The sequence below is a fragment of the Pedobacter sp. UYP1 genome, assembly GCF_040547305.1.
In the GTDB taxonomy this organism is placed as follows: Bacteria; Bacteroidota; Bacteroidia; order Sphingobacteriales; family Sphingobacteriaceae; genus Pedobacter.
The window spans coordinates 738,715-763,568 of record NZ_JBEPPL010000002.1; the positions used below are offsets into that span (position 1 = coordinate 738,715).

Sequence of the window (24,854 nt, forward strand, 5' to 3'; positions counted from 1 at the left end):
GAGTAAGGAAGAAAATTGAGTTGTAATTTTAAGCTGGCGTTAAAAATTTACACAAATTATTAGAGTTCGAGCAGGCATTGCGCATAAGTAGGGCCAACAGGAATGATTTTCTCTCCAATCCAGAGCTGGTTCCTGTCAAACTTGGTCACTGCACTTTTAGCAACGATAAATGCCCGGTGTGTCCGGATAAATTTTTGTGCAGGCAGCAGTGCCTGCATTTCACTGATTGGCATTCTGGTACTCAGCAAAGGTTGATCGTTGACCAGGTTAATCTGTGTGTAATTACCAGCAGCCTCAATATACAGAATATCGTCAATTGCCACTTTAATCTGCTCATAACCATCCTTAATAAATATATAGGTATGCTGGCTGGCAGCAACAGCCTTTTTGCGCAGACTATAAAGTTCTTCTGCCTTATTGCAAGCTTTTAAAAAACGTGCTAAGGAGAAAGGTTTAAGCAAATAATCCAGCGCATTCAATTCAAACCCTTTCACTGCATGTTCTGCATAAGCAGTTGTGAAAATAACAAGTGGAGGATTACTCAGGCTGTTTAGAAAATCGATCCCATTGATATCCGGCATTTTAATATCCAGAAAAATCAGGTCTACTTCATTTTGCTGTAAAAAGGTAATGGCATCAAAAGCATTGGTAAATACCGCCTCAAGGGTAATAAAAGAAACTTTGGAAGCATGGGACTTTACTATGTCCAATGCTATGGGCTCGTCATCTATCGCTATGGCAATCATTTTTTAATCTAGATTCAGCGTTAAATGTACGAAAAACTCTTTTGCACTTTCTCTGATGATCAGTTCATGTTTTTTCGGATACAACAAACTTAAACGTTGTTTTACATTCTGCAACCCTATACCGCTGTTGATTTTTTCCGGATCACCATCGGCCTTGAGATGGATACTATTGTTGACATCAAAATAAAGCATATTGCCTTTAGTCTGCAGCGTCACTTTGATATGAGAAGGAGACTGTAAACTGATTCCATGTTTAAAAGCGTTCTCAACAAATGGGATTAAAAGCATCGGGGAAATTTTCAAATCCATCAACTGTTCTTCAATTTCTACTTTGATATTAATCGCTACAGAGGTAGAAGTCCTCAACTTCTGTAATTCTATATAGTTATTCAGGTAATCGATATCTCTGACCAGCGAGATTTTGTCCTGCATGTTTTCATGTAGCATAAAACGCATCATATCGCCTAGTTTTTGTATCCCTTCTCCGGTGCGATCGGCTTTCTCCTGTAAGGCAGTGCCATAAAGCGTATTCAATGCATTGAAGAGAAAGTGGGGGTTGATCTGAGACTTCAGGAATCCAAGATTTGCATCAGATTTCCCCAGTTCTTTTTTAAGTGCAAATATTTGTTCTTCTGTCGCGTTTCTTGTTTTATAGATATACCAGGCCAATGGAGTACTGATAGTCAATTGGGCTATTAAATGAAACATATTTACAATCGGGAACATTTCACCATTTCCGGTAATTGCGACCGCTATTAAGCCCAGAGGGATACAAAAAATCAGCGCTAACAACATATTCTTACCTAGATAGTTGCGGAACTTCTTTCCCTGCGCTATTGTATTTGGAATCAGATAATAAATCCCATAGATCGTGAGGAAAGAACAAGAGCCAACGACTAAAGTCCAGGCAAGAATTACTTTGAAGTCTACACCTATAGCCAGCCAGACTAATATACCCAAAAACCAGAAGGCCGAGGCAAATGCAATTTCCAGTTTCATTTTTTTATTACTCTCTTCTTCTTTGCTCTCGATCAGATAGATAATTAGTTTTTTTATTGCTACATAAATAGCTGTGAGTACAATAACCCAGCCTGCATAGGTAAAGCCCTGAAAGAAAATGTGATTATATGCCTCATCCAGCTCGTCATATTTAACCAGCATATAAGCATGGCTATAAGTTTGTGCTATACTCAAAACCAATCCGGAGAATAAGTAAACACCAAATAAAATGGAAAGATTGATCCCCGTATTTTTCTTTTGATATAAAGGAGGGAGGCAGCAGAAATTCAGCAGCAGAAAACTGAAATAAAGAATAGAATATTTAAATAATCCTGGCAAAAAATAATTGGAAAGATAGCTGAAACTAACTTTAGCTTCCTGAAAATTATAGGGAGTGGAAATATTATTAGTTGAACCGTTTGAAATGAGCATCATGACGGCAAAGCCATACATAATACTTACGGTCCAGAATTCTATTTTGCTGAGGTCTTTGATATTAATCTTCATATTGCTGATTTCTTGTAAAGCGTTGGCATCAGCCCGTTTTATGCTGATTCCTCTACAATACTACAAAGGGTTTTTCTTTATGACGTCAAAATGTGATGAACGCCTCAAAAAATGTGACGAATAGGGAAATATAGGTATATTTACGTTTATTTTATACAGATGATAGTTTACGGAATTCCGAATTGTAATACAGTTAAAAAAGCAAGAACGTGGTTGACAGACAATGGCATTGATTATGAATTTCATGATTTTAAAAAGCAGGGGATTACTGCTGAAAAACTTCAGCAGTGGTGTGCAGCCTTTGGCTGGGAAGTCGTTTTAAACAAAAAAGGCACTACCTGGAAAAAACTGAGCCCGGAACAACAGCTGGCTGTTAAAGATGAAAAATCGGCAATTGCAGTTTTATTGAACAATACCAGTGCAATTAAACGGCCTGTAGTAGAACAGGATGGAAAAGCAATCCTCATCAGCTTCGATGAAGAATTATATAGCAAATTATTGAAATAGGGAAACCATTACCTGTTAATTTTTGTTAAAAAATAAGGTGAAACGTTAAACTAAATTATATTTGGAGTTATCGCCTGTAAACCACGTTTTTTTCTGAGTTTCCCGAAAGGGGAGCGACAGCGCTGACGAAAAAGAAATACCATGAAAACTTTTAAACAACTGATCCTCGTATTGTTCCTGACAATACCCCTATATACATTTGCACAGACCGGAATTACCGGAGGTGTATTTGACTATGATAACAAGAGCTTCCCGCTGCAAAAAGTAACGGTAAAGAATCTGAATACGCACGAGACCACCTCAACAGGTGCAGCCGGACAATTCATGATTAAAGCGAAAAAAGGTGACTTACTGGAATTCTCACTACCGGGTTTTCATACCGATACTTTGTATCTGACCAATATGTTATCCAAAACCATTTATCTTCCTGCTTCATCCACTACGCTGAAACAAGTAGATATTCAGAGTGCGAAGCTTTCCAAAGACCTGAACCTGAAAAATCCGAATGCAAAAGGATTTGAACGTGTTCATGGAATTTCTCCAACGCAAAATGTTCAGCGTGCAGGAGGGATAGGCCTGGCCTTTGGTTCTGGAAAAGTAAGGAGAGAAAAAGCGAAAGAAAGAGCACTGGAAGAACGGGGTGCCTATGAAGCTGAAATCAGTCAGTACTTTAATGAAGAACATGTCAACAGCTTAATTAAGCTGCAGGGACAAGAGCTTAAGGAGTTTATTGAGCTATACAGACCAACGGTGGAAAGAGTTAAAGCAGATGATCCTTTCAATTATGATTACTATATTGCTGTTGCTTATCAGACGTGGTTAAAATTACCTCCGGAACAGAGGAAATTGCCAAATATGAAGAAGTTAACAGGGCAGTAACCCCTTTTTACAATCATAAAACCCGATATAATGAATTATCAATTTATCCAGAGAACACTCCTTTTTGTAGTGTTTTTTGCTTTTAGTATCAATTCGCAGGCACAAAAAACAGCTGCCGATAGCAATTATGATCCACATTTGGCTTTTGGCCCCTCGTTTTATACGCAGAATGGGAACGAATTCCGCTCAGCAAGTGGATATCCAGGCGCTAAATACTGGCAAAATCGTGCAGATTATAACATTTCTGCTACATTGGATGATCAGAAAAATACGGTAACGGGTACAGTAACGATTACTTATAAGAATAACAGTCCGGATCAGTTGCCATATATCTGGCTGCAATTAGATCAGAATCTTTTTGAAGAACATTCCAGAGGTAATGGTGTGATCAAAGCCGGCAGCCGTTATGGTGCAAGAGGTGAAAAGGTAAACGGCGGATACCAGATTACTGACCTTGCAGTTTCTCAGAAAACACAAGGCGTAAAATTCACTTCTATCGTAGAGGATACCAGGATGCAGATCCGTTTGGATAAACCTCTGGCAGGAAACGGAGAAACGATAACGATTAAAATGAATTACTCTTTTGTAATTCCAATAAATGGATCAGACCGTATGGGGCACCTCACTACGCAAAATGGAGAGATTTATTCTATTGCACAATGGTTCCCAAGATTATGCGTCTATGACGATGTGTTAGGTTGGAATACACTACCTTATTGGGGAGCAGGAGAGTTTTACTGTGAGTACGGAGATGTAAACTATAGCGTTACTACACCTGCCAGTCATATCCTGATGGGTTCAGGTGAATTGTTAAATCCTGAAGAAGTATTTACGGCAGTTCAATTGAAAAGATGGAATGCTGCAAAATTAAGTGATCAGACTGTAGCTATCCGCACAGCTGATGAAGTGACTGATCCTAAATCGCGTCCTGCAAAAAAACAGCTGACCTGGAAATACAGAATGTCGAATACAAGAGATGTGGCTTTTGCTTCTTCAAAAGCTTTTGTACTGGATGCAGCCAAGATTAATTTACCAAGCGGTAAAAAATCTCTGGCAGTTTCTGCGCAACCTGTAGAAAGCAATGGAAAAGATGGTTATGGAAGAGGAGTAGAGTATGTGAAAGCAAGTATTGAGCATTATTCAGATAAATGGTTTGAATATCCTTATCCAATGGCGGTAAATATCGCTTCCAATATTAGCGGTATGGAATATCCGGGGATTGTTTTCTGTGGCTGGAAAGCGAAGACTGATGAAACCTGGGGAGTTATAGACCATGAATTTGGACATAGCTGGTTCCCGATGATTGTGGGAAGCAATGAACGTAAATATGGCTGGATGGATGAAGGTTTCAATACTTTCATCAATGGATTATCTTCCGAAGCATTTAATAAAGGAGAATATAAAAATTCGAAGCAGAACATACAGGCTGCAGCTAAAGCGATGTCAAAACCAGATAAAGAGTTTATCTTATTGACTCCGGATGCAATGGGAGAGACCAACATTGGTCAGAACTTATATTTTAAACCAGCCATGGGCCTTCAACTCTTAAGAAATGAAGTATTAGGCGCTGATCGATTTGATTACGCATTCAGAAATTATATCAAAGCCTGGGCTTTTAAGCATCCTGCACCGACCGACTTTTTCAGATCTATGGAAAATGGTGCAGGAGAGGATCTTTCCTGGTTCTGGAAAGGATGGTTCCTGGATAACTGGATCATGGATCAGGCAATTACCAGTGTAACGCCAGTGAAAAATGGAGGCCAGCTGGAAAGCTATAATATCGTGATCACGAACCTGGAACAAATGCCAATGCCTATTATCCTGCAAGTGAAAGATAAAAATGGTAAAGTAGGGAATATTAAAGTACCTGTGGATGTTTGGATGCGGAATAAGAGCTGGACAATTAATTATCCGACTACTGTCGAGTTACTATCTGCAGAATTAGACCCGGAGAAAGTTTTACCGGATGTAGATGTCACCAACAATACCTGGTTTAAATAATATTTAAAATATACAGGCAAGTTTTACACCAATCTTGCCTGTTTATTTTTTCAGCAAGTCTATCATCGGCTGATATTCCTGATTGATCGCATAATCGAGCGCAGATTTCCCCCGGTTATCCTTGAGATTACAGTCAGCTCCTTTCTCCAAAAGATAAGCGGCAATTTTCAACTGCCCGAAAGTAGCTGCAAACACGAGCGCTGTGGCCTGATTTAAATTTAAGGTATTGACTTCAGCATGGTATTGATACAGCAGCTCAACCAGCTTAAAATAGCCTTTAAAACAGGCACCCATCAAAGCCGTATTGCCAGACTTGTCTTTTGCATCTGGATAAGCCCCGTTCTGGAGCAGAAATTTTGCGGCTTCTTCATTTTCGTTATAAACGGCAATGATTAATGGAGTAGAGCCCCGTTGATCTGTAGTATCGATTTGACTACCTGCTTTTAGAAATTTAGCCAGCTTTACCGTGTCATTCGTACGGGCGGCCTCAAAAATATCCTGTGCAAAAACTGTACAGCTAACAGTTAACAAAACCAATACGAACAAGATTTTCTTTTTCATTTTGAAGAATTAAAAACAACAGAGATAGCGTATACGCTATCTCTGTTACGTGCTATTTATTTTGAACTGAAACTAGCTTCACCTTCCGCCCGGGTTACTTTTAACAGCGCAGCCAATCTTTTACCAAAGTCTGCATCTGCCCTGTAAAAATTACTGACCATTTTTACCACGATATCACGTTTGGTGACTTGTACTAAATCATCATAAAGATTTTTGACCAGATTTACTTTCTGTGCTTCAGACAAGCTGCGGTAAAATTCACCAGCTTGCTTAAAATCATCAGGCTTATCAATTTTGTGTTGTACAGTTGTCGCCTCTTTGTAGCTGTTAGTAGCGTATTTATAAGTATTGTCGTCTTTGTAACCGTTTTCAATTGTACTTGGCTGGTAGTTTACATCCGACGCTTTTTGTCTGTTGCTGAGTGTACCATCCTGGTTATGAGAATTTACTTTTACTTTAGGCGCATTGACCGGGAGTGCTTGAAAGTTAGCGCCTATACGGTGCCGTTGTGTATCGAAATAAGAGAAAAGACGGCCCTGTAAGAGTTTATCTTCCGACGGCTCAATTCCAGGCACAAGTGTAGCTGGGGAAAATGCGGATTCTTCCACTTCTTCAAAAAAGTTATCAGGCCATTTATTCAAAGTCATCTTGCCAACCAGTATTAGTTTCGCGTCTTTTTCTGACCATACTTTGGTTGGATCTAAAGGATTATAATCCAGTTTATCGAAATCTTGTGGTTTCAGCATTTGTACATATAATTCCCAGGAAGGAAAATTTCCCCTGGTTAGCTGAGCATACAAATCATGTGTAGCACTCTGGAAATCGGTCGCTTGTATGGCAGCGGCTTCTTCAGCAGTTAAGCCTTTGACCCCTTGCATGGTTTTCCAGGTATACTTTACATAAGTAATTTCTCCTTTTGCATTTACCCATTTAAAAGCATGGACACTTGAACCATCCATCTGCCGGTAATTAGCAGGGATACCCAGTTCAGTGTACAGGCGGGTAAGCATATGGGTAGATTCAGGAACCTGGGAGAAAAAGTCAAAATAACGGGTTGGATCTTGTCTGTTCGTAATCGGTGATGGCTTTAATGAATGAACCATATCCGGGAACTTCATCGCATCACGGATAAAAAAGATAGGAAGGTCGTTACCTACGATATCATAATTTCCCTGATCGGTATAAAACTTAACAGCAAAACCGCGGGGATCTCTTAGTGTTTCAGGAGAACCTTTACTATTGATTACTGTAGAAAACCTGGTAAATACTGGGGTTTTTTTACCTTTTTCAGCAAAAAGTGAAGCTTGGGTGTAAGCAGAGAAATCTCCGGCACTTACAAATTCTCCAAAAGCACCAGCACCTCTTGGGTGCACTACACGCTCGGGAATTCTTTCCCTGTCAAAAGCTGCGAGCTTTTCTATTAAATGAATATCCTCTAATAAAACCGGGCCGTTATTGCCTAAGGTTTTAGAGTTTTGATTATCTCCTACAGGAGCTCCCGTGTTTGTCGTTAAGGGTTTTACTTGTGCAAATGAAGTTGCTGCCCATAAGGAAAGCAATAAGAATGAAGAGTAATTTATTCGCATATATTTTTTTTACAGGCCAAAGGTATCCGCGGCCGGCAGCTCAAACAAATCATTAGTTTTGATACTGATATAGAAAAAAAAGATATTGTTTTCATTGGAATATGAGTATCATTCCAAGGCTTAACCTCTACCTTTCCAAGCCTTAGTTTCAAAAAATGTGAGCGCTATTACTGGTGTTAATTTGTATCCTTGGTCTGCTTTTATTCAGAACTTCGCGCCTGTCGGGGTTTAAAGCTGTTTCCTGCAAGTTTCTCTAAAATCTTTATAAGAAATACGATTTCACTATTTCTTTCGTTACATGAAGTTTTATTTGCTATTTATAATTATTATAAATACGTTTACCTCTGTTAATTTTAATTATTCTAAATAAGAATAGTTTTGAATTGATCGATTATGAACCCTACATCTGCTACTACATGAAAACAACGCGTACTACACTAGACTTAGCCGGGCTGCGAACGCAGGCAGAGCAAGTTAATTTTAAATCACTGATCAATTGCTGCTGCCGGGAGTTTGATAATTGGAGCCGGTATGAAGGTATTCCAAAATATGATGTGGCTTTGGCTGATTATATGCAGTTGAGCGGGTATACTTCATTTCTAAGATTTGATTTTACCAGTATGGGCATAGAGGTTTTTGTGCCTCTCGCTTATTTTTCTGAGAGTGGTGTTCACTCGTTCTTTTATCCGGTTGTAGAACGCAATTGCGAAACAGATGTAATTCATGTCATAGACCCGAAGCGTTTTGTGAAATTGATTGCAGCATTTGCTAAGGATGCTTATCCGGATATTGATGCGGCGATCACCTTGGGACGGCTTGAAAATAGTATCCACAATTTAAGAGGTTATCTATTCGGTTTTCAGGCAAATAACCGGCAAGCTAACCAGCCTGAAATGTGTTTTATAGAGGCAGAACAATCGCTGATACTGGGCCACAGTGTACATCCGCTGCCAAAAAGCAGAGAAGGCTTTACAGAAATTGAGCTGGCTAAGTATTCTCCGGAAACAGGCGGACAGTTTCAGTTAAGTTATTTCCTGGTTCATCCGGACAATGTTATCGAAAAGAGTTCTGAAGAAGTACTGACTACAGTAAAACTCAGGAATGGGCTGCTGGTAAACGGCGAAGAGACTTTAAAAAATATATTAACCCAATATCCGGATTGGAAAGTTGTTCCGGTTCACCCCTGGGAGGCTAAATATTTACTGGGTTTACCAGAGGTAAAAGAAATGCAAGCGAATGGACTTCTACATAGTCTGGGCGAATTCGGACCTTTGTTTACAGCAACCTCATCGGTTCGTACGGTATATAATGCAGATAGTGAATGGATGTATAAATTCTCTTTGCATGTGAAGATCACAAACTCTTTCCGGGTCAACTATCCGCATGAGCTGCACCGTGGATATGATGCCAGTGTTTTGTTGAAAACAACCTGGGGTCAGGGAATCGGAAAGGATTTCCCGGAGATAAACCTGATGACAGATCCTGCTTTTATTATGGTGAGTTACCTGGGGCAGGTGATCGATGGCTTTAGTACAAGCATCCGTCAAAATCCTTTTTGTGGAACAGCTGCAAAAAAGAATGTAGGTATGGTTGCCTCATTAACTCAGGATGGCATATTAGGGCAAGCGCCAAGGATGTTGAACCTGATTACAGAAGCCGCCAGCCGACAAGGAAAACCTGTTCAGGAAGTTGCCTTAGCCTGGTTTACGCAGTATTTGAAAATTACTATTAAACCGTTAGTCGGTATCTTTAATAAATATGGATTGGGTGGGGAATACCATCAGCAGAACATGCTGGTTGAGTTTGACGCTCACCTTTTCCCAGCCAGGTTACACTTCAGAGATAACCAGGGATACTTTTTCCGTCAGGGCAAAGTAGAAGAACTTTATACCGTTATTCCTGATTTTGGAATTGACAGCAGATCATTTATCGGAGAACCAAGATTGATCAATTTTCATAGTTACTACCTGCTGGTCAATCATTTGTTAGGTATCGTGAATGCTTTAGGCAGAAGCGGACTCGCAGATGAACAAGTGCTGATCAGTTTATTATATGACGCCTATTGGGCAGAGGAAGAAGCCGATACTACAGGACTGGTTGCCCACTTGCTGAACAGTACGATCCTGACTATTAAAGGCAATTTACTAACCAACCTGAACAATATGGACGAGGCCAGTGCGCCTAGAACACATCCTGCAGTTTATAAAGAGTTCCCTAATCCGTTAAATAAAAAGGTCTTCTCTAAAGAATTGATCAACCCTAAAAATAAAGATGTAGTGTTCAGCCGTTACTTTGCAAAAGAAGATGTTGAAATTACGATTCGTCCTTTAGACCTGGACCGCGATCTGGAAATGCTGCATGAATGGTTTCACCGTGAGCATGCCTTAAAGATCTGGAAAATGAACTGGCCAATCCGTGAACTGGAAACATTTTACCGTACACTGCTTGCGGGAAATGTAGTGAACAGTTATATCGGTGAAGCGAATGGTGTTCCTACTTTCAACTTTGAAGTGTATTGGGCGTGCCGCGATTTAGTAGGCAAATATTATGATGCTTTACCAACAGATTATGGTACACACCAGTTTATTGCACCCGTTGATCCTAAATTAAAATTTGCCTCTCCATCTACGCAATCGATACTGGACTTCGTATTTGCAGAGCCAAAGGTTGGGAAAATGGTAGGGGAGGGTTCAGTAGATTCTATGGCCTCGATTATGAATAAAGCGCATGTGGGCTTTAAAATCGAAAAGGTTATCGAACTACCGGACAAGAAAGCTAATCTGAATTTCTGTTACCGCGAATGGTACTGGGCAAAGTTCCCGGCGGCCAAAGATTTCCGGAATGAACTGGTTTCAGCACTTAAGCTTAAAACATCTTAAAAATGACAACGACAAATTTACTGGAGAGCATAACACCTCTTCACCTCACGATATGGGAAAAAGTGAATACGGACCTTTTTGCCAAAACATTAACAGAGTTGATGCATGAGCAAGTTGCGCTTCCACAAATTAGCAGTGAAGCAGCAGACGGGCTAATTCATTTCAAGCTGACTACTGATCATGAAAACATCTATTATACCTTTTCAGCTTATCCGCGTTTGCTGGATTACTGGCATATTTTAAAGCCTTCGATCCGGAAGCATGAAAATGGAGTCGCAAAACCAGCAACAGATGTACCAGCTTTCTTTACCGAAGTACAACAGACTTTTGGGCTCAACTCTTTTACACTTGCCCATTATATAGAAGAAATCCTGCATACTTTATACGCAGACGCCTTTATTCAGTCCAAAGGACGGATGGCGGTGGGTACAATGGCCGAGGCAGATTATCAGACCATTGAGCATCAGATGGAGGGACATCCCTGGATTATTGTCAATAAAGGAAGACTGGACTTCAATCAGGAAGATTACCTGAATTATGCACCAGAAGCAAAACAAAATACCAGGTTAATGTGGATCGCGGTACACAAAAGCCGCGCGGCTTTTAAAGCGGTAGAAGAGATTAATGAGCAGGAATTCTTTGAAAATGAATTAGGGAAAGAGAAGATCAACACGTTTAAGGCCTGTTTATCAGGAAAAGGTTTAACGCCTGCAGACTATCTGTTCATGCCCATACATGAATGGCAGTGGAATAATAAACTCCTGATTTTATTTGCTGCAGATATTGCTGGTCAATTATTGGTTCCCTTAGAATTTGGCGATGACCTGTATTCTCCTCAGCAAAGTATCCGTACTTTTTTTAACCTGAGCCATCCCGATAAACATTATGTAAAGACGGCTATTTCTATCTTAAATACCGGAACAGTAAGAGGTTTGCCACCAAAGCAACTCGCTATTGCTCCACGTTTAACAGCATGGCTTAAAAGTATCTTATTGACTGATACTTATCTGCAAGACCTGGGTCTGGTGCTTTTAGGTGAAGTAGCTACGATTGGTTACTTACATCCAAACTATACGGGAATTATAGATCCGCCATTTCAATACAATGAATACCTGGGAGTCTTGTGGAGAGAAAGTCCAGGGAAATTCTTAAAGCCGGGAGAGAAATTGATGACTATGGCTTCCCTTTTATACAGAGATGATACTGGAAAAAGCTTTGTACAGGAACTCATTGAAAGGTCAGGTCTGCCTGCTGAAGAATGGTTAATGACCTATCTGAATGCCTACCTGAAACCGTTGCTGCATATTTATTACCAACATGCTGTTTGTGTAAATCCGCATGGGGAAAATGTAATCCTGATTATGGAAAACTACGTTCCTGTCCGTATTGTGCTGAAAGATTTTGCAGGTGATATCTTACTGAATGAGGAAGCTCAGGCCAAGTTACCGAAAGACTTCTCTGAGAATATGATCCTTTCTTCTAACCCGGAAAATGTACCTCTGGTGATTTTGATCGGCGTATTTGAAGCTTATTTCAGGTACTTGGGAGATATCTTTCATACCGCTGTCGGTTATCCCGAAAAATCATTCTGGAAATGTGTCTATAACGTGATTGAAGCTTATCAGGAGGCACATCCGGAGCTGAATGCAAAATTTGAAAGGTATAATTTATTTGTACCACACTTTAAGCGTTTAAATATCAATAGTCAGCGACTTTTTAATGGCTATAAAGAAACGACCGGTTTTGCAAGATCATTTAAAAACGGGCAATTAAGCAACCCACTGACCTTGTTCAGAACTGCTGAAATCGCAGCTTTAAAAGAGAATTAATGAAGACACTTATTTTGCAAACGCGGTCAGTACTGCTTTTGCTTCGTCAGGCCATTCAAGGCACGGAGAAGAAATTCACTACCGGTGGAATTAACCGGGCCATTGTACTGCTATCTGTACCCATGGTGCTGGAACTGACTATGGAGTCTCTTTTCGTGTTCGTCAATATCTTCTTTGTCAGCAAACTCGGCGCAGGTGCGATTCTGATCGTTGGGATTACACAATCTATTACTGCTGTCGCTTATTCTGTAGCCATGGGTTTAAGTATTGCTGCATCTACGATTATTGCCAGGCGTATAGGAGAAGCTAAATTCGAAAGTGCAGGCTCGACTGCCATGCAGGCCATTTATGTTGGGGTGAGTATTGGGGGGACGATTGCACTTTTATTGTGTGTGTTCTCTACCCAGGTCTTACGCGCAGTTGGTGCTGCGGATGCTTTGATTGTACAAGGGCATGTCTTTTCTCAACTGATGCTGGGCAGTGTCTTTTTACTGATCTTAAGGATGCTGTTAAACGGAATTTTCAGGGGTGCCGGAGATGCAGCCATGGCGATGCGGAATTTATGGGTTTCTAACCTGATTAATATTATACTCTGTCCGGTTCTGATTTTTGGCTGGGGCTTTATTCCTGCTTTTGGACTTACTGGAGTTGCATTAGCTACGGTAATTGCCCGGGTGATTGGTGTGATTTATCAATTCTGGTATCTGATTAAGGGAAAAACTATTATTGTGATCAGGAAAGGTCAATTGGCTTTTGTACCAGGAATTATAAAAAGCATTTTGCGCTTAGGTTTTGCGGGTACTTTTCAATACTTGATCCCTTCTTCGAGCTGGCTGATCATGACTAAAATCATTACTCATTTTGGAGCCGATGCTTTTGCTGGTTATATCATTGCACAGCGTGTGGCTTCAGTAGCTACAATGCCGGCCTGGGGTATCGGAAATGCAGCGGGTGTTTTAACCGGGCAAAATATGGGTGCCAATCAGCCTGAACGTGCAGAACAGACCGTTTGGAGAGCAGGTTGGTTTAATATGTGCTTTTTAAGCCTGGTAGCCATATTCTGGCTTTTTTTTGCGAAGGATGTGATCGGCATTTTTACCAATGTACCGGGTATCCTTCAAAACGGAGTGATGTACATTCAATACCTGTCTATTGCCTATGTCTTGCTGGGTTATACGATGGTAATTTCCAGAGCACTGAACGCTGCGGGGAATGTAAAGCAGTTAACCATGCTCTATATCCTGATGTTTTATGTCACTCAGCTTCCTCTAGCCTGGTTCCTTGGAATTAGCCTGGACTGGGGAACAAAGGGTGTCTTTATTGCGATTCTCACTTCCGAACTGGTACTGGCCATTGCTTGTATTGTCATCTTTAGAAGAGGGGACTGGAAGAAAACAAAAGTTTAATAACAGATGATCCGGTCAACGCTTCATCCTAACCAATAAAACAAAAACAACATGAACATGTCACCGAAATTACAAGAGGTTTTTGCTACTGCCTTAGCAATCTCTTCAGACCAGATCACCGACGATTTAGCCTATCAGAGTGTTCCTGAATGGGATTCCATGTCACATATGATCTTGATTTCAGAATTGGAGTCCACCTACGCTATTGCGATTGAAACAGAAGACCTGCTGGAAATGAACAGCGTAACCAATGTGATCTCAGGCTTGCAAAAGTATGGGGTCGAAATCTAATCAAACCGCTCCTTTTGACTAAAATATAAAACAGCATGAGACTTTACGATTTAATTTTAAATAATAAAAACCTGGTTTATGTTGATGCCTTAACCGATACGTCGTATGGGATCAATGAATTTCATCAATCCATAACGATTGATGACCGGAAAGCTGTGGTTTTCTTATATACAGATAATAGGATAGGTTCGGTAGAAGTGTTTTTAAACTTCTTGCGGAGCCGTTTTACCGTTACTTTATTGAGTCCGCAACTGGATATTCAGTTTAAGCTGGAATTGGAAGAGGCTTATCAGCCTTACTATATTTATGATCCTTCCAGAACAGATATTGATGGATTTGATATTTATGAAGCATCTTCCAGAATTCAATTGTTTAAAAACCTGTCTGAGCCGGATTACCCTGTTCATGAACATATCAAGTTATTATTGAGCACTTCAGGAACTACAGGTTCTCCAAAGTTTGTAAAGCTATCGGATGAAAACCTGGTACAGAATGCGTATTCCATTTTGGAATTCCTTCCGATCCAGTCAACAGATGTGACCCCCTTAAATGTGCCAATCATTTTTGTTTACGGGCTATCTATTTTTACCAGCAATTGTATTGCAGGCGGCAAAATGATTTGTACAGACAGAGATATTTTACAAAAGGATTTCTGGACCGATTTTGATCACTATGCGTGTACCTCTATCGGGGGTGTCCCTTATGTTTATGAGATGCTGAACAGGATCGGCTTTTTCAAAAAAGAATATCCTTCGTTAAGGTATATGACGCAAACAGGTGGGATTTTGAACCATACTTTGGTTCAGGTACTCGCTGAGCATGGAAAAAGGCAGCAGACGCATTTTTTTGTCATGTATGGGCAGACTGAAGCTGCCGGACGGATGGCTTATCTGCCACCCGAAGATCTGTTTACTAAAAATACTTCTATAGGGATACCGATTAAAAACGGAAGTTTCGAGATTGATCCCGATAGCAGTGAACTGATTTACCTTGGACCTAACATTTTTGGAGGCTATGCCCGGAAGCTGGAAGATCTGGCTACATTTCAACAGTCTGACCGCCTGCAAACGGGCGATGTAGGTAGAAAAGATGAAGATGGTTATTATTATATTATAGGAAGGATCAAAAGGATTGTGAAGCTATTTGGTACCCGGATGAACCTGGATGAGGTAGAGCTGATTTTGAAAAATGCATTGGGTGGAGAGACTTTTGTCTGCATGGGAATTGAAGACAAATCTATCCTGGTATTGCATTTAAATGAAGAGCTGGCCCCTGAACAGGTTAAACAAATACTCAAAGAAAAGTTAAATGTGCACCCAAGTATGGTCAAAGTGAAATTTGTGGAATCAGTTCCTTTAACACCAAATGGCAAGATCGATTACGGCACAGCGCTTCAGCTGATTGACTAAAGATTTCCCTGACGGGAGGCCGGCGGACGGTTGACGGTCAGGGGGTCATTAAAACTAATACTGGTGGTATCGCCAGAAGCTTCAGTCTCATAAATCTGAAGATCGAAGTAACGGGCGGCAGCTATCAGGTGATCGAAAATATCGGCCATGATATATTCATAGTCGGCCCATTTAGTGGTGCTGGTAAAAGCGTAAAGCTCTATTGGCAATCCATTCGGCGTAGGTGCAAGATGACGGACCATCATGGTCATTTTCTTATGCGTGCCAGAGTGGTTGTTCAGATAATTATCAATATATTTCCGGTACAATCCGGCGTTGGTCAGATTTCTTCCGTTGATTAAAAGAGACTTGTCGATTCCTAAGCGTTCGTTGTTTTTATCAATGTCTTTTTGACGGTGTTCGATATAACTGGTCAGGGATTGTATTTTTTTGAATTCTTCGACTTCAGCAGGGGTAATAAACCTGATCGTACCTTGTTTAATCAGGATTGCTCTTTTGATTCTTCTTCCTCCTGCTTCACTCATTCCTCGCCAGTTCTGAAAGGAATCTGAGATCAGGGAATAGGTAGGGATGGTGGTGATTGTTTTATCAAAGTTCTGCACTTTTACAGTGGTCAGGTTAATCGCAACAACGTCTCCATCTGCACCGTACTTAGTCATGGTGATCCAGTCACCAATCCTGACAGTGTCGTTAGCAGTAACCTGAATACTGGCTACAAAGCCCATAATGGTATCCTTAAACATCAATAGCAAGACAGCTGATATCGCACCCATTGCGGTAAAAAAGGCAATAGGGGATTGTCCGGTGAGGTGAGAGAAAATGACTACCGCACCAATCAGGTACAGAATCATCCGCACAACCTGGATATAGCTATCTATAGGTTTTTCGCGGAATGTTGATTTTGTGCGGAGGTCATCACCACTGGCTTTGATCAGTGTCATCGCTATCCAGATTACAATAAATACCATGTATACATCGGTAATGGCATTCATGGGTTTGATCATATCCGGGAAATCCAGAAACAGGATCGGGATGAGTGCATTGACCAGAATCAGCGGTGCGCATTGTGCTAAGAAATGGGGAAACCTGTTATTGAGTAGATGATGAAAGAATTTAAATTTAGAACGTTTGCTGGCCCGTATCAGAATGATCCTTAATATCCTTCTCACGGTATGGTGAAAGATATAGACAATGATAAGCAGTGCAAACATCAGCAGGAAAAGATTGACAAATGCTGCCAGGTCTTCGGGCATTCCCCATTTGACCAGTAAGTTATAAGTCCATCGGCTGCTCGTATTTAAAGTGTGTGTAAATCTAAATTCTCTCATTCATGTTCCTTAGCAAGGTTGGAAAGCCTTATTTAGCGGGCTTTAAAAAAGCTCTCTTTTAATTTTTGTGCATCGATTAATGGTTCTGGTTCGTCAAGTCTGATTAACCAGCCTTTTTGTTTCAGTAATGCGATTTCTACTTTGGCTACAGAAAGGTCTTTCCCTTTGATACTTTCGTGGTAGATTAAAGGGGCAGGTGGTTCTACGTTAGCGCCAGTGGAGAACAAAACTTCGATATTAAATTTTGGCCATAACTGGATGTCACCAAGGTTGGCAGAAAAGATCTTTTTAGCACTGTGTGCTGGGATTACGGCTGCAAATTCACCTTTGAAATTTCCACCTTTTTCTGTGGTTAAAGTGGCTAATAATTGGAAAGAAGTTTCATTGACCAGGTTAAAGTGTGCAACTGCTGCACTATGCTGATCAGTAATCAAGCCCAGATAAACACCCTCTTTGATAAATTCTGCAACTGGAACAACTGCCGCCTGACGGTTAGTGACTACGGTATTCTCTTCTGGAATTTCGCCATGTACTAAAGTTACTTTAGAGGCTTGAACCGGAATTTCAAAATCATTGGAGTCTGTTACACCTATGGTGTCTTTGTCAATGATGCGGGTGATATACCCTTCTATATTTTCGTCTACGAAACGTACGAAATCACCTAAGTTGAAGTTCATATGATTGTTTTATTAATGGAATAGTTAAGCTGTTCCTGCAAACCTAAGGAATTATATAGAATAAACGGGAGGGAAGGGAGATTGAATGTGTTGTGTATCTTTCCTCTCATTTTGCAGTGACGGAGTAGTATATGCGACAAGTTTTTTATCTTTGGCCATCGAAAGAAATTTTATGGCAGAAGAGAAACAGGTTAACAACCCATTACATGGGAAAACATTGGAGTTTATTCTTAAACAACTGGTGTGGCATTATGGATGGCCTGAAATGGGGGCAATGATAAAAATTGCTTGTTTTAACAATGATCCAAGCTTGAAGTCGAGTCTGACTTTTTTAAGGAAGACGGAGTGGGCGCGTAAAAAGGTGGAGAAACTTTACCTGGATACTTTTCATTAAAAGCTTTGCCTCAGCGCAAAGAATTTTTCCTTCCCCTGCGGGTAAAGTACACATTCTGTAACCCGTAAATACCCTGTAAGTCTGTGTTTTCGTTTTTTTATGTTTGAAAAGGATTAAATTATAGTTAACCCCTTGATTTATAAATTGTATTGTCTTACCTTTGCAGTCCCTTATTGAGGGGTAAAGTTTTTAATAACAATATAGAAAAAAACAAAAAACAATGCCAACCATTCAACAATTAGTTAGAAAAGGTAGAGTAGCACTGGAGTTCAAGAGTAAGTCTCCTGCGTTGGACAGCTGTCCACAGCGAAGAGGTGTATGTACACGTGTATATACCACTACCCCTAAAAAACCAAACTCAGCAATGCGTAAAGTTGCACGTGTACGTTTGACCAATGGAAAAGAAGTTAACGCTTATATTCCTGGAGAAGGTCACAACTTACAAGAGCACTCCATTGTATTGATCCGTGGTGGTCGTGTTAAAGATTTACCAGGTGTACGTTATCACATCATCCGTGGAGCTTTAGATACTTCAGGAGTTGCTGGTCGTAACCAACGTCGTTCAAAATACGGTACTAAACGTCCTAAACCAGGTCAAGTAGCTGCCGCACCAACAAAAGGTAAAAAGAAATAATTAGGAGGAACAGAAAATGAGAAAGTCAAAACCAAAAAAGAGAATTATCCTTCCTGATCCGAAATTTAACGATGTTCAGGTGACGAGATTTGTAAATAATATGATGTACGATGGAAAAAAATCTATCGCTTACTCTATTTTTTATGATGCAGTAGAATTAGCTGAGAAAAAAGCTGGTGAAAATGGATTAGAAGTGTGGAAACGTGCTTTAACAAATGTAATGCCTGCAGTAGAGGTTAAGTCACGCCGTGTTGGTGGTGCTAACTTCCAGGTTCCTACTGAAGTTCGTCCGGACCGTAAAATTGCTTTAGGCATGAAATGGTTAATTTCTTATGCACGCAGACGTGGTGAAAAAACCATGAAAGAAAAATTAGCAGGAGAAATCGTTTCAGCTGCTAAAGGTGAAGGTGCTGCTGTTAAGAAGAAAGAAGATACGCATAAAATGGCTGAAGCCAACAAAGCGTTCTCACATTTCCGTTTTTAATTACTGAAAACATAAGATGTCAAGAGATTTAAAATTCACAAGAAACATTGGTATTGCTGCGCACATTGATGCTGGTAAAACCACTACTACAGAGCGTATCCTTTATTATGCTGGTGTTAGTCACAAAATTGGTGAAGTGCACGAAGGTGCTGCAACAATGGACTGGATGGCACAGGAACAGGAACGTGGTATCACTATTACTTCTGCTGCTACTACTGTTGGTTGGAAATATAGAGGACAAGATTACCATATTAACATCATTGATACACCGGGTCACGTGGATTTTACCGTTGAGGTAAACCGTTCACTTCGTGTATTGGATGGATTGGTATTCTTATTTTCTGCGGTTGATGGTGTTGAGCCTCAATCTGAAACTAACTGGCGTTTGGCTAACAACTACAACGTTGCCCGTATCGGCTTCGTAAATAAGATGGACCGTAACGGTGCAGATTTCCTGAAAGTTGTTGGACAGGTTAAAAGCATGTTAGGCAGTAATGCAGTTCCTTTACAATTACCTATCGGTGCTGAAGAAGGCTTTAAAGGTGTTGTTGATTTGATCAACAACCGTGGTATCGTTTGGAATGAGCATGATAAAGGGATGACCTTTACTGAAGTGCCAATTCCAGAAGATATGCTGGATGAAGTTGCTGAATGGAGAGAAAAATTATTAGAATCTGTTGCTGAGTATGATGAGTCTTTGATGGAGAAATTCTTCGAAGCTCCTGAAACTATCACTGAACGTGAAGTTTTAGATGCATTACGCCAGGCAGTATTGGATGCTAAAATTGTACCTATGGTTTGTGGTTCATCTTTCAAAAACAAAGGTGTTCAGACCATGCTTGATTACGTGATGGAATTATTGCCTTCACCAATGGATCAGGAAGGTGTAATTGGAACTAACCCAAATACAGGTGAAGAAGTTTTACGTAAACCAAGTGAGGCAGAGCCTTTTGCAGCTTTAGCATTTAAAATTGCAACAGATCCTTTCGTAGGTCGTTTATGTTTTATCCGTGTTTACTCGGGTAACTTAGAGGCTGGTTCATACGTATATAATGCACGGTCTGAGAACAAAGAGCGTATCTCCCGTATCTTCCAAATGCATGCAAACAAGCAAAACCCTATTCCAAATGTTGGAGCTGGTGATATTGCTGCGGTTGTAGGCTTTAAAGATATCAAAACAGGTGATACACTTTGTGATGAGAAAAACCCAATCATTCTGGAGTCAATGAATTTCCCTGAGCCGGTTATCGGATTAGCTATTGAGCCTAAAACTCAGGCTGATGTTGATAAATTAGGTATCGGACTTTCTAAATTAGCTGAAGAAGATCCTACGTTCAGAGTACAAACTGATGAGGATTCTGGTCAGACAATTATCTCTGGTATGGGTGAGCTTCACTTAGATATCCTGATTGACCGCTTAAAACGTGAGTTTAAAGTAGAGGTTAACCAGGGAGCGCCACAGGTTTCTTACAAAGAAGCAATCACTGGTACTGTTCAACACCGTGAGACGTATAAAAAACAATCTGGTGGTCGTGGTAAATTCGCGGACATTCAAATCGTTATTTCGCCAATCGATGCTGACTTTGAAAAAGGTGGTTTACAATTTGTAAACGAAATTACTGGTGGTTCTATTCCTCGTGAATTTATTCCTTCAGTTGAGAAAGGATTTGCTGCTTCAATGTCTAACGGAGTTTTAGCTGGATACCCACTTCCGGATATGAAAGTTCGTTTAATTGATGGTTCATTCCACGCAGTCGATTCAGATGCTTTATCTTTCGAACTTGCTGCTAAAATGGCATATCGTGAAGCATTACCTAAATGTAGCCCGGTATTGATGGAGCCAATCATGAAAATCGAAATCTTAACCCCTGAAGAAAACATGGGTGATGTTATCGGTGACATGAACCGTCGTCGTGGTCAATTATTAGGTATGGATACACGTAATGGTTCTCAGGTAATTAAAGCAACTGTACCACTTTCTGAAATGTTTGGTTATGTAACTCAGTTACGTACAATCACTTCAGGTCGTGCAACGTCTACTATGGAGTTCGATCACTACGAACCAGCTCCAAGAAACGTAATGGAAGAAGTAATTGCTAAATCAAAAGGCAGAATCAAATCTGCTGATTAATAAAGTTAAATCAGCTGCCTGTTATTAATAGCTCTAACAGGCGGCTTTAAATAAAAATAAGATGAGCCAAAGAATCAGAATTAAATTAAAATCTTACGATTACAACTTAGTAGATAAATCTGCTGAGAAAATCGTTAAGACTGTAAAACCTACGGGTGCAGTTGTTAGTGGACCAATTCCATTGCCAACAGAAAAGAAAATCTTCACTGTTTTACGTTCACCACACGTGAACAAAAAAGCACGTGAGCAGTTTCAATTATGTGCATACAAACGTTTGTTAGATATTTATAGCTCTAACTCTAAAACTGTTGATGCGTTGATGAAACTTGAATTACCTAGCGGTGTTGAAGTAGAAATCAAAGTTTAATGCTTTTTTAGCTTACAAAGAAAAAGGCCTCCGGAATTTCCGGAGGCCTTTTTCTTTGTAAGCAGGTTTTTCCTGCTGTTGAACTTGTGGAAAAAATCAGGGTTAATTTTACCTCTTGGATTCATGTTTCATTATGAAAAAATACCTTTCCATTTTGGAATGGTATTTTTTGGTTAAAATAGTGTATATAGCGGTTTTTGTTGATTTAATTTGTTGTTTATGAGTGGTTTGTGGCTTTGGTTGTATTTGTGGCATTCGCTTGGAAGAGGTGGTAAATATTAAAATTAACACACCATATTCATAATGAAAAAACTACTACTGGCAATCATCGCGATGACAGCTATTGCGTTAAACGGATACGCACAACAAGACACTTTAAAAGTGAAAAAAGATACAGTGGTCCGTTCACTGCCTTCACCTATTGACTCACCTCCTTTTCCAAGTTCGGAGTGGGATGGAGCTCCTTTAGTCGGTGTAAATTCTGAAGCACCAAATTATCCTTTACAAAAGTTACTGGGCCTGAAGGGACGTTTCAAGATATACGGCTGGCTTGATTTTGGGGGGAATATAAGTTCATCGAAACATTCGAATGCGCCTGAATCTTATGATATTGTGCCTAATGGGGCCGGATTGGATCAGGCCATCATCAAGATGGAAAGGCAACCGAATACGGTACAAACAAAACACTTCGATTACGGATTTCTATTTACCAATATATTCGGAACAGATTACCGGTATACAACAGGTAAAGGTTATTTCAGCGATCAGCTGCTGAAACATAACAATAAGTATGGCTATGACCCTGCTGAGATTTACGGATTACTTTACTTTCCCAAAGTTGCAGATGGTCTGATCTTAAAGATTGGTCGTTTTATTTCTCCTGCTGATATTGAAGCACAATGGGCACCCGATAATTATTTATACTCACACTCATTGATGTTCACGGTCGATCCCTATACTTTTACGGGGGTACAAGCTACTTTCAAATTAGGTGCGCACTGGCAGTTAGTAGCTGGTGCACATGCTGGTAATGATATGGCTCCCTGGAGTAACTCTGCCAGTTTAAACGGTTTGCTGATGGCGCGTTGGGTATCTGCTGATAATAACAACTCTCTTTTTGGAGGAATTAACTCGCTGGGATCAGGTAAGTATAAAAATAACCATGATAACCTGCAGATGTTGGTTGCTACCTGGGGGCATCGCTTTAATGGAACGGTGCATATGATGACCGAAGTTTATTATATGTGGCAAAAGGATGCGCTGGTTGGCGGTACTGTGATAGATGGACCTCCGCAAGATTTTTATACTGGAGTTGGTGCAGGAAGTTTAATACCCGGAACTTCAAAAGCAGTAGGTGCAGTGAACTATTTCCAGGTTAAATTTTCTGCTAAAGATTACCTGTCTGTCCGTAATGGTTATTTGAGCGATCCACAAGGAAACAGAACAGGTTATGCAACTCAATATTCAGATCACACGATAGGCTTTGTACACCACTTTAACAGTTTGATTATGATTCGTCCTGAAATCAGATATGAACATGCTTATAAAGATGGGATAACCCCTTATGATAATGGAGTTAAAAAGGATCAGTATACGGCTGCAATGGATATAATTGCAAGATTTTAAGTGTTATAAATTTCAATTTAATAAAAATGCCGCTGGTTTCAGCGGCATTTTTTGTAGTACAGAAGATCCGGATATTAAAGACCGCGACCTCTGTATTCATCCAGTTTATTACGTTCGTCTTGTAATTCTCTGGCTAATTTCTTTTCTTTTTCATTGGCTTTCACTTTATAAGCCTGATATTCTTGTGAAATTTCTTCATATAAGCCGGTTCTGTATTTGGCTTCATGTGTGTTTTTAGCAGATCTGATGGTGACAAAAGCAAAACCTAATGCCAATACAATAATCAGTGTCCATACAATCGTATTATAAGTCCCTTTAGCAAAAGAAATCCCTAAAAAGTTAATCTCATTCACTTTTGAATTTGAAGTGGCCAGAGAGTTCTCATTTCCTTTAATCTGGTTATTCAGTTCAGTGATAGTTTTAGCCTGTTCTGCTACTTTCGCATTGGCTGTTTTATAAGTATTGCGTTCTTTCCGGATAGAATCGGTTACGCTTTTATAAAAAGAAGAAAGTCTGTAGGGGTTGATCAATTTATAAGTACTGACTGTTTTTGATTTTGCAAGCATCAATTCATACTGACCTCTTAGGCTTGGGTCTGCTTTTGCACTATCAACAGGTAGTTTTACCTGTGCATTGGTTTGCATAAATGATAGGTTAATCATCACAAGGGTAAGGAGCGGGAATAGGAATTTGTTCATTTGGAATAGATTATTTATAATTTAACAATGAGATTTTAATTTTATTGTGTTTTGATTGTAGATAGTATATTTGTCTCAATGTCGGTATTACTATTTACAATTATTGTTTTGGCTGGTGCTTTTTTAGCAGGACTGGTTGGCTCTTTAACGGGATTGGGCGGTGGGGTCATCATAATTCCCTTATTAACACTGGTTTTAGGTGTTGATATCCACTATGCAATCGGGGCTTCCATCGTTTCGGTTATTGCTACTTCTTCCGGTTCGGCAGCAGCTTATGTCAAAGAAGGGATCACCAATATCCGGATTGGGATGTTCCTGGAAATTGCAACGACAATCAGTGCGGTAATAGGGGCGGTAATCACAGTTTATATCAATCCAAGTTATATTGCGGTGATCTTCGGTTGTATCCTTCTTTTTTCTGCAGCAATGATGGTGCGCAAAAAGGTAGATCATTCGGATGACAGAACAACAGGCATGCTAGCCAATTTCTTTAAGTTAAATGGAAGTTATCCTACGGCCGGTGGTACGGTTAAATACGGCGTACATAATGTAGTAGGGGGCTTTGTGATGATGTTTGTGGCCGGAATTATTTCCGGACTGCTTGGGATTGGCTCAGGAGCTTTAAAAGTGGTGGCAATGGATAATATCATGCGTTTACCATTTAAAGTGTCTACAACGACCAGTAATTTCATGATGGGGGTAACTGCTGCTGCGAGTGCAATCGTTTATTTGCACCGGGGTCAGATTGATCCTGGAATAGCGATGCCGGTTACTTTAGGCGTGTTAACGGGGGCCACAGTGGGCTCTAAATTATTAGTGAAGACCAATACTGATAAACTTAAAGTTATATTTGCAGTGGTGGTCACTTTCCTGGCGCTGCAAATGATTTATAACGGATTAGCGGGAAAACTGTAA

General features: G+C 40.1%; 22 protein-coding genes. 15 read left to right on the forward strand and 7 right to left on the reverse strand.

The features are described 5' to 3' along the window. Positions 1 to 59: 59 nt before the first annotated feature. Entirely contained in the window at positions 60 to 746 is a 687-nt protein-coding gene (locus ABIB30_RS07170) for a LytR/AlgR family response regulator transcription factor (RefSeq protein ID WP_354300594.1), read from the reverse strand. A 3-nt stretch (positions 747 to 749) separates the two neighbouring features. After that, entirely contained in the window at positions 750 to 2,252 is a 1,503-nt protein-coding gene (locus ABIB30_RS07175) for a sensor histidine kinase (RefSeq protein ID WP_354300596.1), read from the reverse strand. 159 nt (positions 2,253 to 2,411) lie between these two features. On the opposite strand from ABIB30_RS07175, the gene ABIB30_RS07180 reads away from it, so the two are divergent. The 3 genes from ABIB30_RS07180 to ABIB30_RS07190 all read left to right on the forward strand — a co-directional run bounded on the left by ABIB30_RS07180 (position 2,412) and on the right by ABIB30_RS07190 (position 5,639). Next, positions 2,412 to 2,759, forward strand: coding sequence for an ArsC family reductase (locus tag ABIB30_RS07180; protein ID WP_354300598.1), 348 nt, complete (start codon positions 2,412 to 2,414; stop codon positions 2,757 to 2,759). Positions 2,760 to 2,900: 141 nt separating this feature from the next. After that, entirely contained in the window at positions 2,901 to 3,638 is a 738-nt protein-coding gene (locus ABIB30_RS07185; RefSeq protein ID WP_354300600.1) for a hypothetical protein, read from the forward strand. A 30-nt stretch (positions 3,639 to 3,668) separates the two neighbouring features. Continuing rightward, positions 3,669 to 5,639 (forward strand): M1 family metallopeptidase, encoded by a 1,971-nt coding sequence (locus ABIB30_RS07190; protein ID WP_354300602.1) that lies wholly within the window; start codon positions 3,669 to 3,671, stop codon positions 5,637 to 5,639. A gap of 42 nt (positions 5,640 to 5,681) precedes the next feature. Here the strand turns inward: ABIB30_RS07190 and ABIB30_RS07195 are convergent, their stop codons facing one another. Both ABIB30_RS07195 and ABIB30_RS07200 read right to left on the reverse strand, forming a co-directional pair. Beyond that, entirely contained in the window at positions 5,682 to 6,200 is a 519-nt protein-coding gene (locus ABIB30_RS07195) for an ankyrin repeat domain-containing protein (RefSeq protein ID WP_354300604.1), read from the reverse strand. A 56-nt stretch (positions 6,201 to 6,256) separates the two neighbouring features. Then, positions 6,257 to 7,786, reverse strand: a complete 1,530-nt coding sequence (locus ABIB30_RS07200) for a catalase (RefSeq protein ID WP_354300606.1) — start codon at positions 7,784 to 7,786, stop codon at positions 6,257 to 6,259. A 416-nt stretch (positions 7,787 to 8,202) separates the two neighbouring features. On the opposite strand from ABIB30_RS07200, the gene ABIB30_RS07205 reads away from it, so the two are divergent. The 5 genes from ABIB30_RS07205 to ABIB30_RS07225 are packed head-to-tail and all read left to right on the forward strand — an operon-like array spanning position 8,203 to position 15,600. Next, the gene (locus ABIB30_RS07205; RefSeq protein WP_354300608.1) at positions 8,203 to 10,665 is read left to right on the forward strand and encodes a GNAT family N-acetyltransferase; all 2,463 of its coding nucleotides are present in this window, start codon (positions 8,203 to 8,205) and stop codon (positions 10,663 to 10,665) included. A gap of 2 nt (positions 10,666 to 10,667) precedes the next feature. Continuing rightward, complete coding sequence (locus ABIB30_RS07210) at positions 10,668 to 12,494, forward strand: IucA/IucC family protein (protein WP_354300610.1); 1,827 nt, start codon at positions 10,668 to 10,670, stop codon at positions 12,492 to 12,494. Further along, on the forward strand, positions 12,494 to 13,900 hold the full coding sequence (locus ABIB30_RS07215; RefSeq protein WP_354300611.1) for an MATE family efflux transporter: 1,407 nt from the start codon (positions 12,494 to 12,496) through the stop codon (positions 13,898 to 13,900). Before ABIB30_RS07210 ends, ABIB30_RS07215 begins: the two co-directional genes overlap by 1 nt. A gap of 57 nt (positions 13,901 to 13,957) precedes the next feature. Further along, positions 13,958 to 14,191: an acyl carrier protein gene (locus tag ABIB30_RS07220; protein WP_354300613.1), complete on the forward strand. Its 234-nt coding sequence runs from the start codon at positions 13,958 to 13,960 to the stop codon at positions 14,189 to 14,191. A 35-nt stretch (positions 14,192 to 14,226) separates the two neighbouring features. Then, positions 14,227 to 15,600, forward strand: a complete 1,374-nt coding sequence (locus tag ABIB30_RS07225; protein WP_354300615.1) for an AMP-binding protein — start codon at positions 14,227 to 14,229, stop codon at positions 15,598 to 15,600. On the opposite strand, the gene ABIB30_RS07230 is transcribed toward ABIB30_RS07225, so the two are convergent. Then, positions 15,597 to 16,928, reverse strand: a complete 1,332-nt coding sequence (locus ABIB30_RS07230) for a mechanosensitive ion channel family protein (protein WP_354300617.1) — start codon at positions 16,926 to 16,928, stop codon at positions 15,597 to 15,599. The genes ABIB30_RS07225 and ABIB30_RS07230 overlap by 4 nt on opposite strands. A 32-nt stretch (positions 16,929 to 16,960) precedes the next feature. Then, a complete protein-coding gene (locus tag ABIB30_RS07235) occupies positions 16,961 to 17,605 on the reverse strand; it encodes a DUF8465 domain-containing protein (protein WP_354300619.1) in 645 nt (214 codons plus the stop codon). 172 nt (positions 17,606 to 17,777) lie between these two features. Here ABIB30_RS07235 and ABIB30_RS07240 point away from each other — a divergent pair, with 172 nt between their 5' ends. The 6 genes from ABIB30_RS07240 to ABIB30_RS07265 all read left to right on the forward strand — a co-directional run bounded on the left by ABIB30_RS07240 (position 17,778) and on the right by ABIB30_RS07265 (position 23,241). Continuing rightward, on the forward strand, positions 17,778 to 17,999 hold the full coding sequence (locus ABIB30_RS07240) for a VF530 family protein (protein WP_068403525.1): 222 nt from the start codon (positions 17,778 to 17,780) through the stop codon (positions 17,997 to 17,999). Between the two features lie 220 nt (positions 18,000 to 18,219). Beyond that, positions 18,220 to 18,633, forward strand: a complete 414-nt coding sequence (gene rpsL / locus ABIB30_RS07245) for a 30S ribosomal protein S12 (protein WP_008244597.1) — start codon at positions 18,220 to 18,222, stop codon at positions 18,631 to 18,633. A gap of 16 nt (positions 18,634 to 18,649) precedes the next feature. After that, positions 18,650 to 19,117: a 30S ribosomal protein S7 gene (gene rpsG / locus ABIB30_RS07250; RefSeq protein WP_041878496.1), complete on the forward strand. Its 468-nt coding sequence runs from the start codon at positions 18,650 to 18,652 to the stop codon at positions 19,115 to 19,117. 16 nt (positions 19,118 to 19,133) lie between these two features. Continuing rightward, entirely contained in the window at positions 19,134 to 21,248 is a 2,115-nt protein-coding gene (gene fusA / locus ABIB30_RS07255; protein WP_354300623.1) for an elongation factor G, read from the forward strand. Between the two features lie 61 nt (positions 21,249 to 21,309). Next, entirely contained in the window at positions 21,310 to 21,615 is a 306-nt protein-coding gene (gene rpsJ, locus ABIB30_RS07260) for a 30S ribosomal protein S10 (protein WP_008244591.1), read from the forward strand. 303 nt (positions 21,616 to 21,918) lie between these two features. Beyond that, the gene (locus ABIB30_RS07265) at positions 21,919 to 23,241 is read left to right on the forward strand and encodes an outer membrane beta-barrel protein (protein ID WP_354300627.1); all 1,323 of its coding nucleotides are present in this window, start codon (positions 21,919 to 21,921) and stop codon (positions 23,239 to 23,241) included. Between the two features lie 74 nt (positions 23,242 to 23,315). Here the strand turns inward: ABIB30_RS07265 and ABIB30_RS07270 are convergent, their stop codons facing one another. Then, entirely contained in the window at positions 23,316 to 23,939 is a 624-nt protein-coding gene (locus tag ABIB30_RS07270; RefSeq protein WP_183865933.1) for a hypothetical protein, read from the reverse strand. Between the two features lie 78 nt (positions 23,940 to 24,017). Between ABIB30_RS07270 and ABIB30_RS07275 the strand changes: the two genes are divergently transcribed. Further along, positions 24,018 to 24,854, forward strand: coding sequence for a sulfite exporter TauE/SafE family protein (locus ABIB30_RS07275; RefSeq protein ID WP_354300629.1), 837 nt, complete (start codon positions 24,018 to 24,020; stop codon positions 24,852 to 24,854).

Coding starts and splice junctions, on each gene's coding strand:
- ABIB30_RS07235 (WP_354300619.1), bottom strand. CDS start 17,605: ATGAACTTCAACTTAGGTGATTTCGTACGTTTCGTAGACGAAAATATA.
- ABIB30_RS07210 (WP_354300610.1), top strand. CDS start 10,668: ATGACAACGACAAATTTACTGGAGAGCATAACACCTCTTCACCTCACG.
- rpsG (WP_041878496.1), top strand. CDS start 18,650: ATGAGAAAGTCAAAACCAAAAAAGAGAATTATCCTTCCTGATCCGAAA.
- ABIB30_RS07205 (WP_354300608.1), top strand. CDS start 8,203: ATGAAAACAACGCGTACTACACTAGACTTAGCCGGGCTGCGAACGCAG.
- ABIB30_RS07275 (WP_354300629.1), top strand. CDS start 24,018: ATGTCGGTATTACTATTTACAATTATTGTTTTGGCTGGTGCTTTTTTA.
- ABIB30_RS07195 (WP_354300604.1), bottom strand. CDS start 6,200: ATGAAAAAGAAAATCTTGTTCGTATTGGTTTTGTTAACTGTTAGCTGT.
- ABIB30_RS07190 (WP_354300602.1), top strand. CDS start 3,669: ATGAATTATCAATTTATCCAGAGAACACTCCTTTTTGTAGTGTTTTTT.
- ABIB30_RS07200 (WP_354300606.1), bottom strand. CDS start 7,786: ATGCGAATAAATTACTCTTCATTCTTATTGCTTTCCTTATGGGCAGCA.
- rpsL (WP_008244597.1), top strand. CDS start 18,220: ATGCCAACCATTCAACAATTAGTTAGAAAAGGTAGAGTAGCACTGGAG.
- ABIB30_RS07180 (WP_354300598.1), top strand. CDS start 2,412: ATGATAGTTTACGGAATTCCGAATTGTAATACAGTTAAAAAAGCAAGA.
- ABIB30_RS07170 (WP_354300594.1), bottom strand. CDS start 746: ATGATTGCCATAGCGATAGATGACGAGCCCATAGCATTGGACATAGTA.
- ABIB30_RS07185 (WP_354300600.1), top strand. CDS start 2,901: ATGAAAACTTTTAAACAACTGATCCTCGTATTGTTCCTGACAATACCC.
- ABIB30_RS07265 (WP_354300627.1), top strand. CDS start 21,919: ATGAAAAAACTACTACTGGCAATCATCGCGATGACAGCTATTGCGTTA.
- rpsJ (WP_008244591.1), top strand. CDS start 21,310: ATGAGCCAAAGAATCAGAATTAAATTAAAATCTTACGATTACAACTTA.
- ABIB30_RS07220 (WP_354300613.1), top strand. CDS start 13,958: ATGTCACCGAAATTACAAGAGGTTTTTGCTACTGCCTTAGCAATCTCT.
- ABIB30_RS07270 (WP_183865933.1), bottom strand. CDS start 23,939: ATGAACAAATTCCTATTCCCGCTCCTTACCCTTGTGATGATTAACCTA.
- ABIB30_RS07215 (WP_354300611.1), top strand. CDS start 12,494: ATGAAGACACTTATTTTGCAAACGCGGTCAGTACTGCTTTTGCTTCGT.
- ABIB30_RS07240 (WP_068403525.1), top strand. CDS start 17,778: ATGGCAGAAGAGAAACAGGTTAACAACCCATTACATGGGAAAACATTG.
- ABIB30_RS07225 (WP_354300615.1), top strand. CDS start 14,227: ATGAGACTTTACGATTTAATTTTAAATAATAAAAACCTGGTTTATGTT.
- fusA (WP_354300623.1), top strand. CDS start 19,134: ATGTCAAGAGATTTAAAATTCACAAGAAACATTGGTATTGCTGCGCAC.
- ABIB30_RS07230 (WP_354300617.1), bottom strand. CDS start 16,928: ATGAGAGAATTTAGATTTACACACACTTTAAATACGAGCAGCCGATGG.
- ABIB30_RS07175 (WP_354300596.1), bottom strand. CDS start 2,252: ATGAAGATTAATATCAAAGACCTCAGCAAAATAGAATTCTGGACCGTA.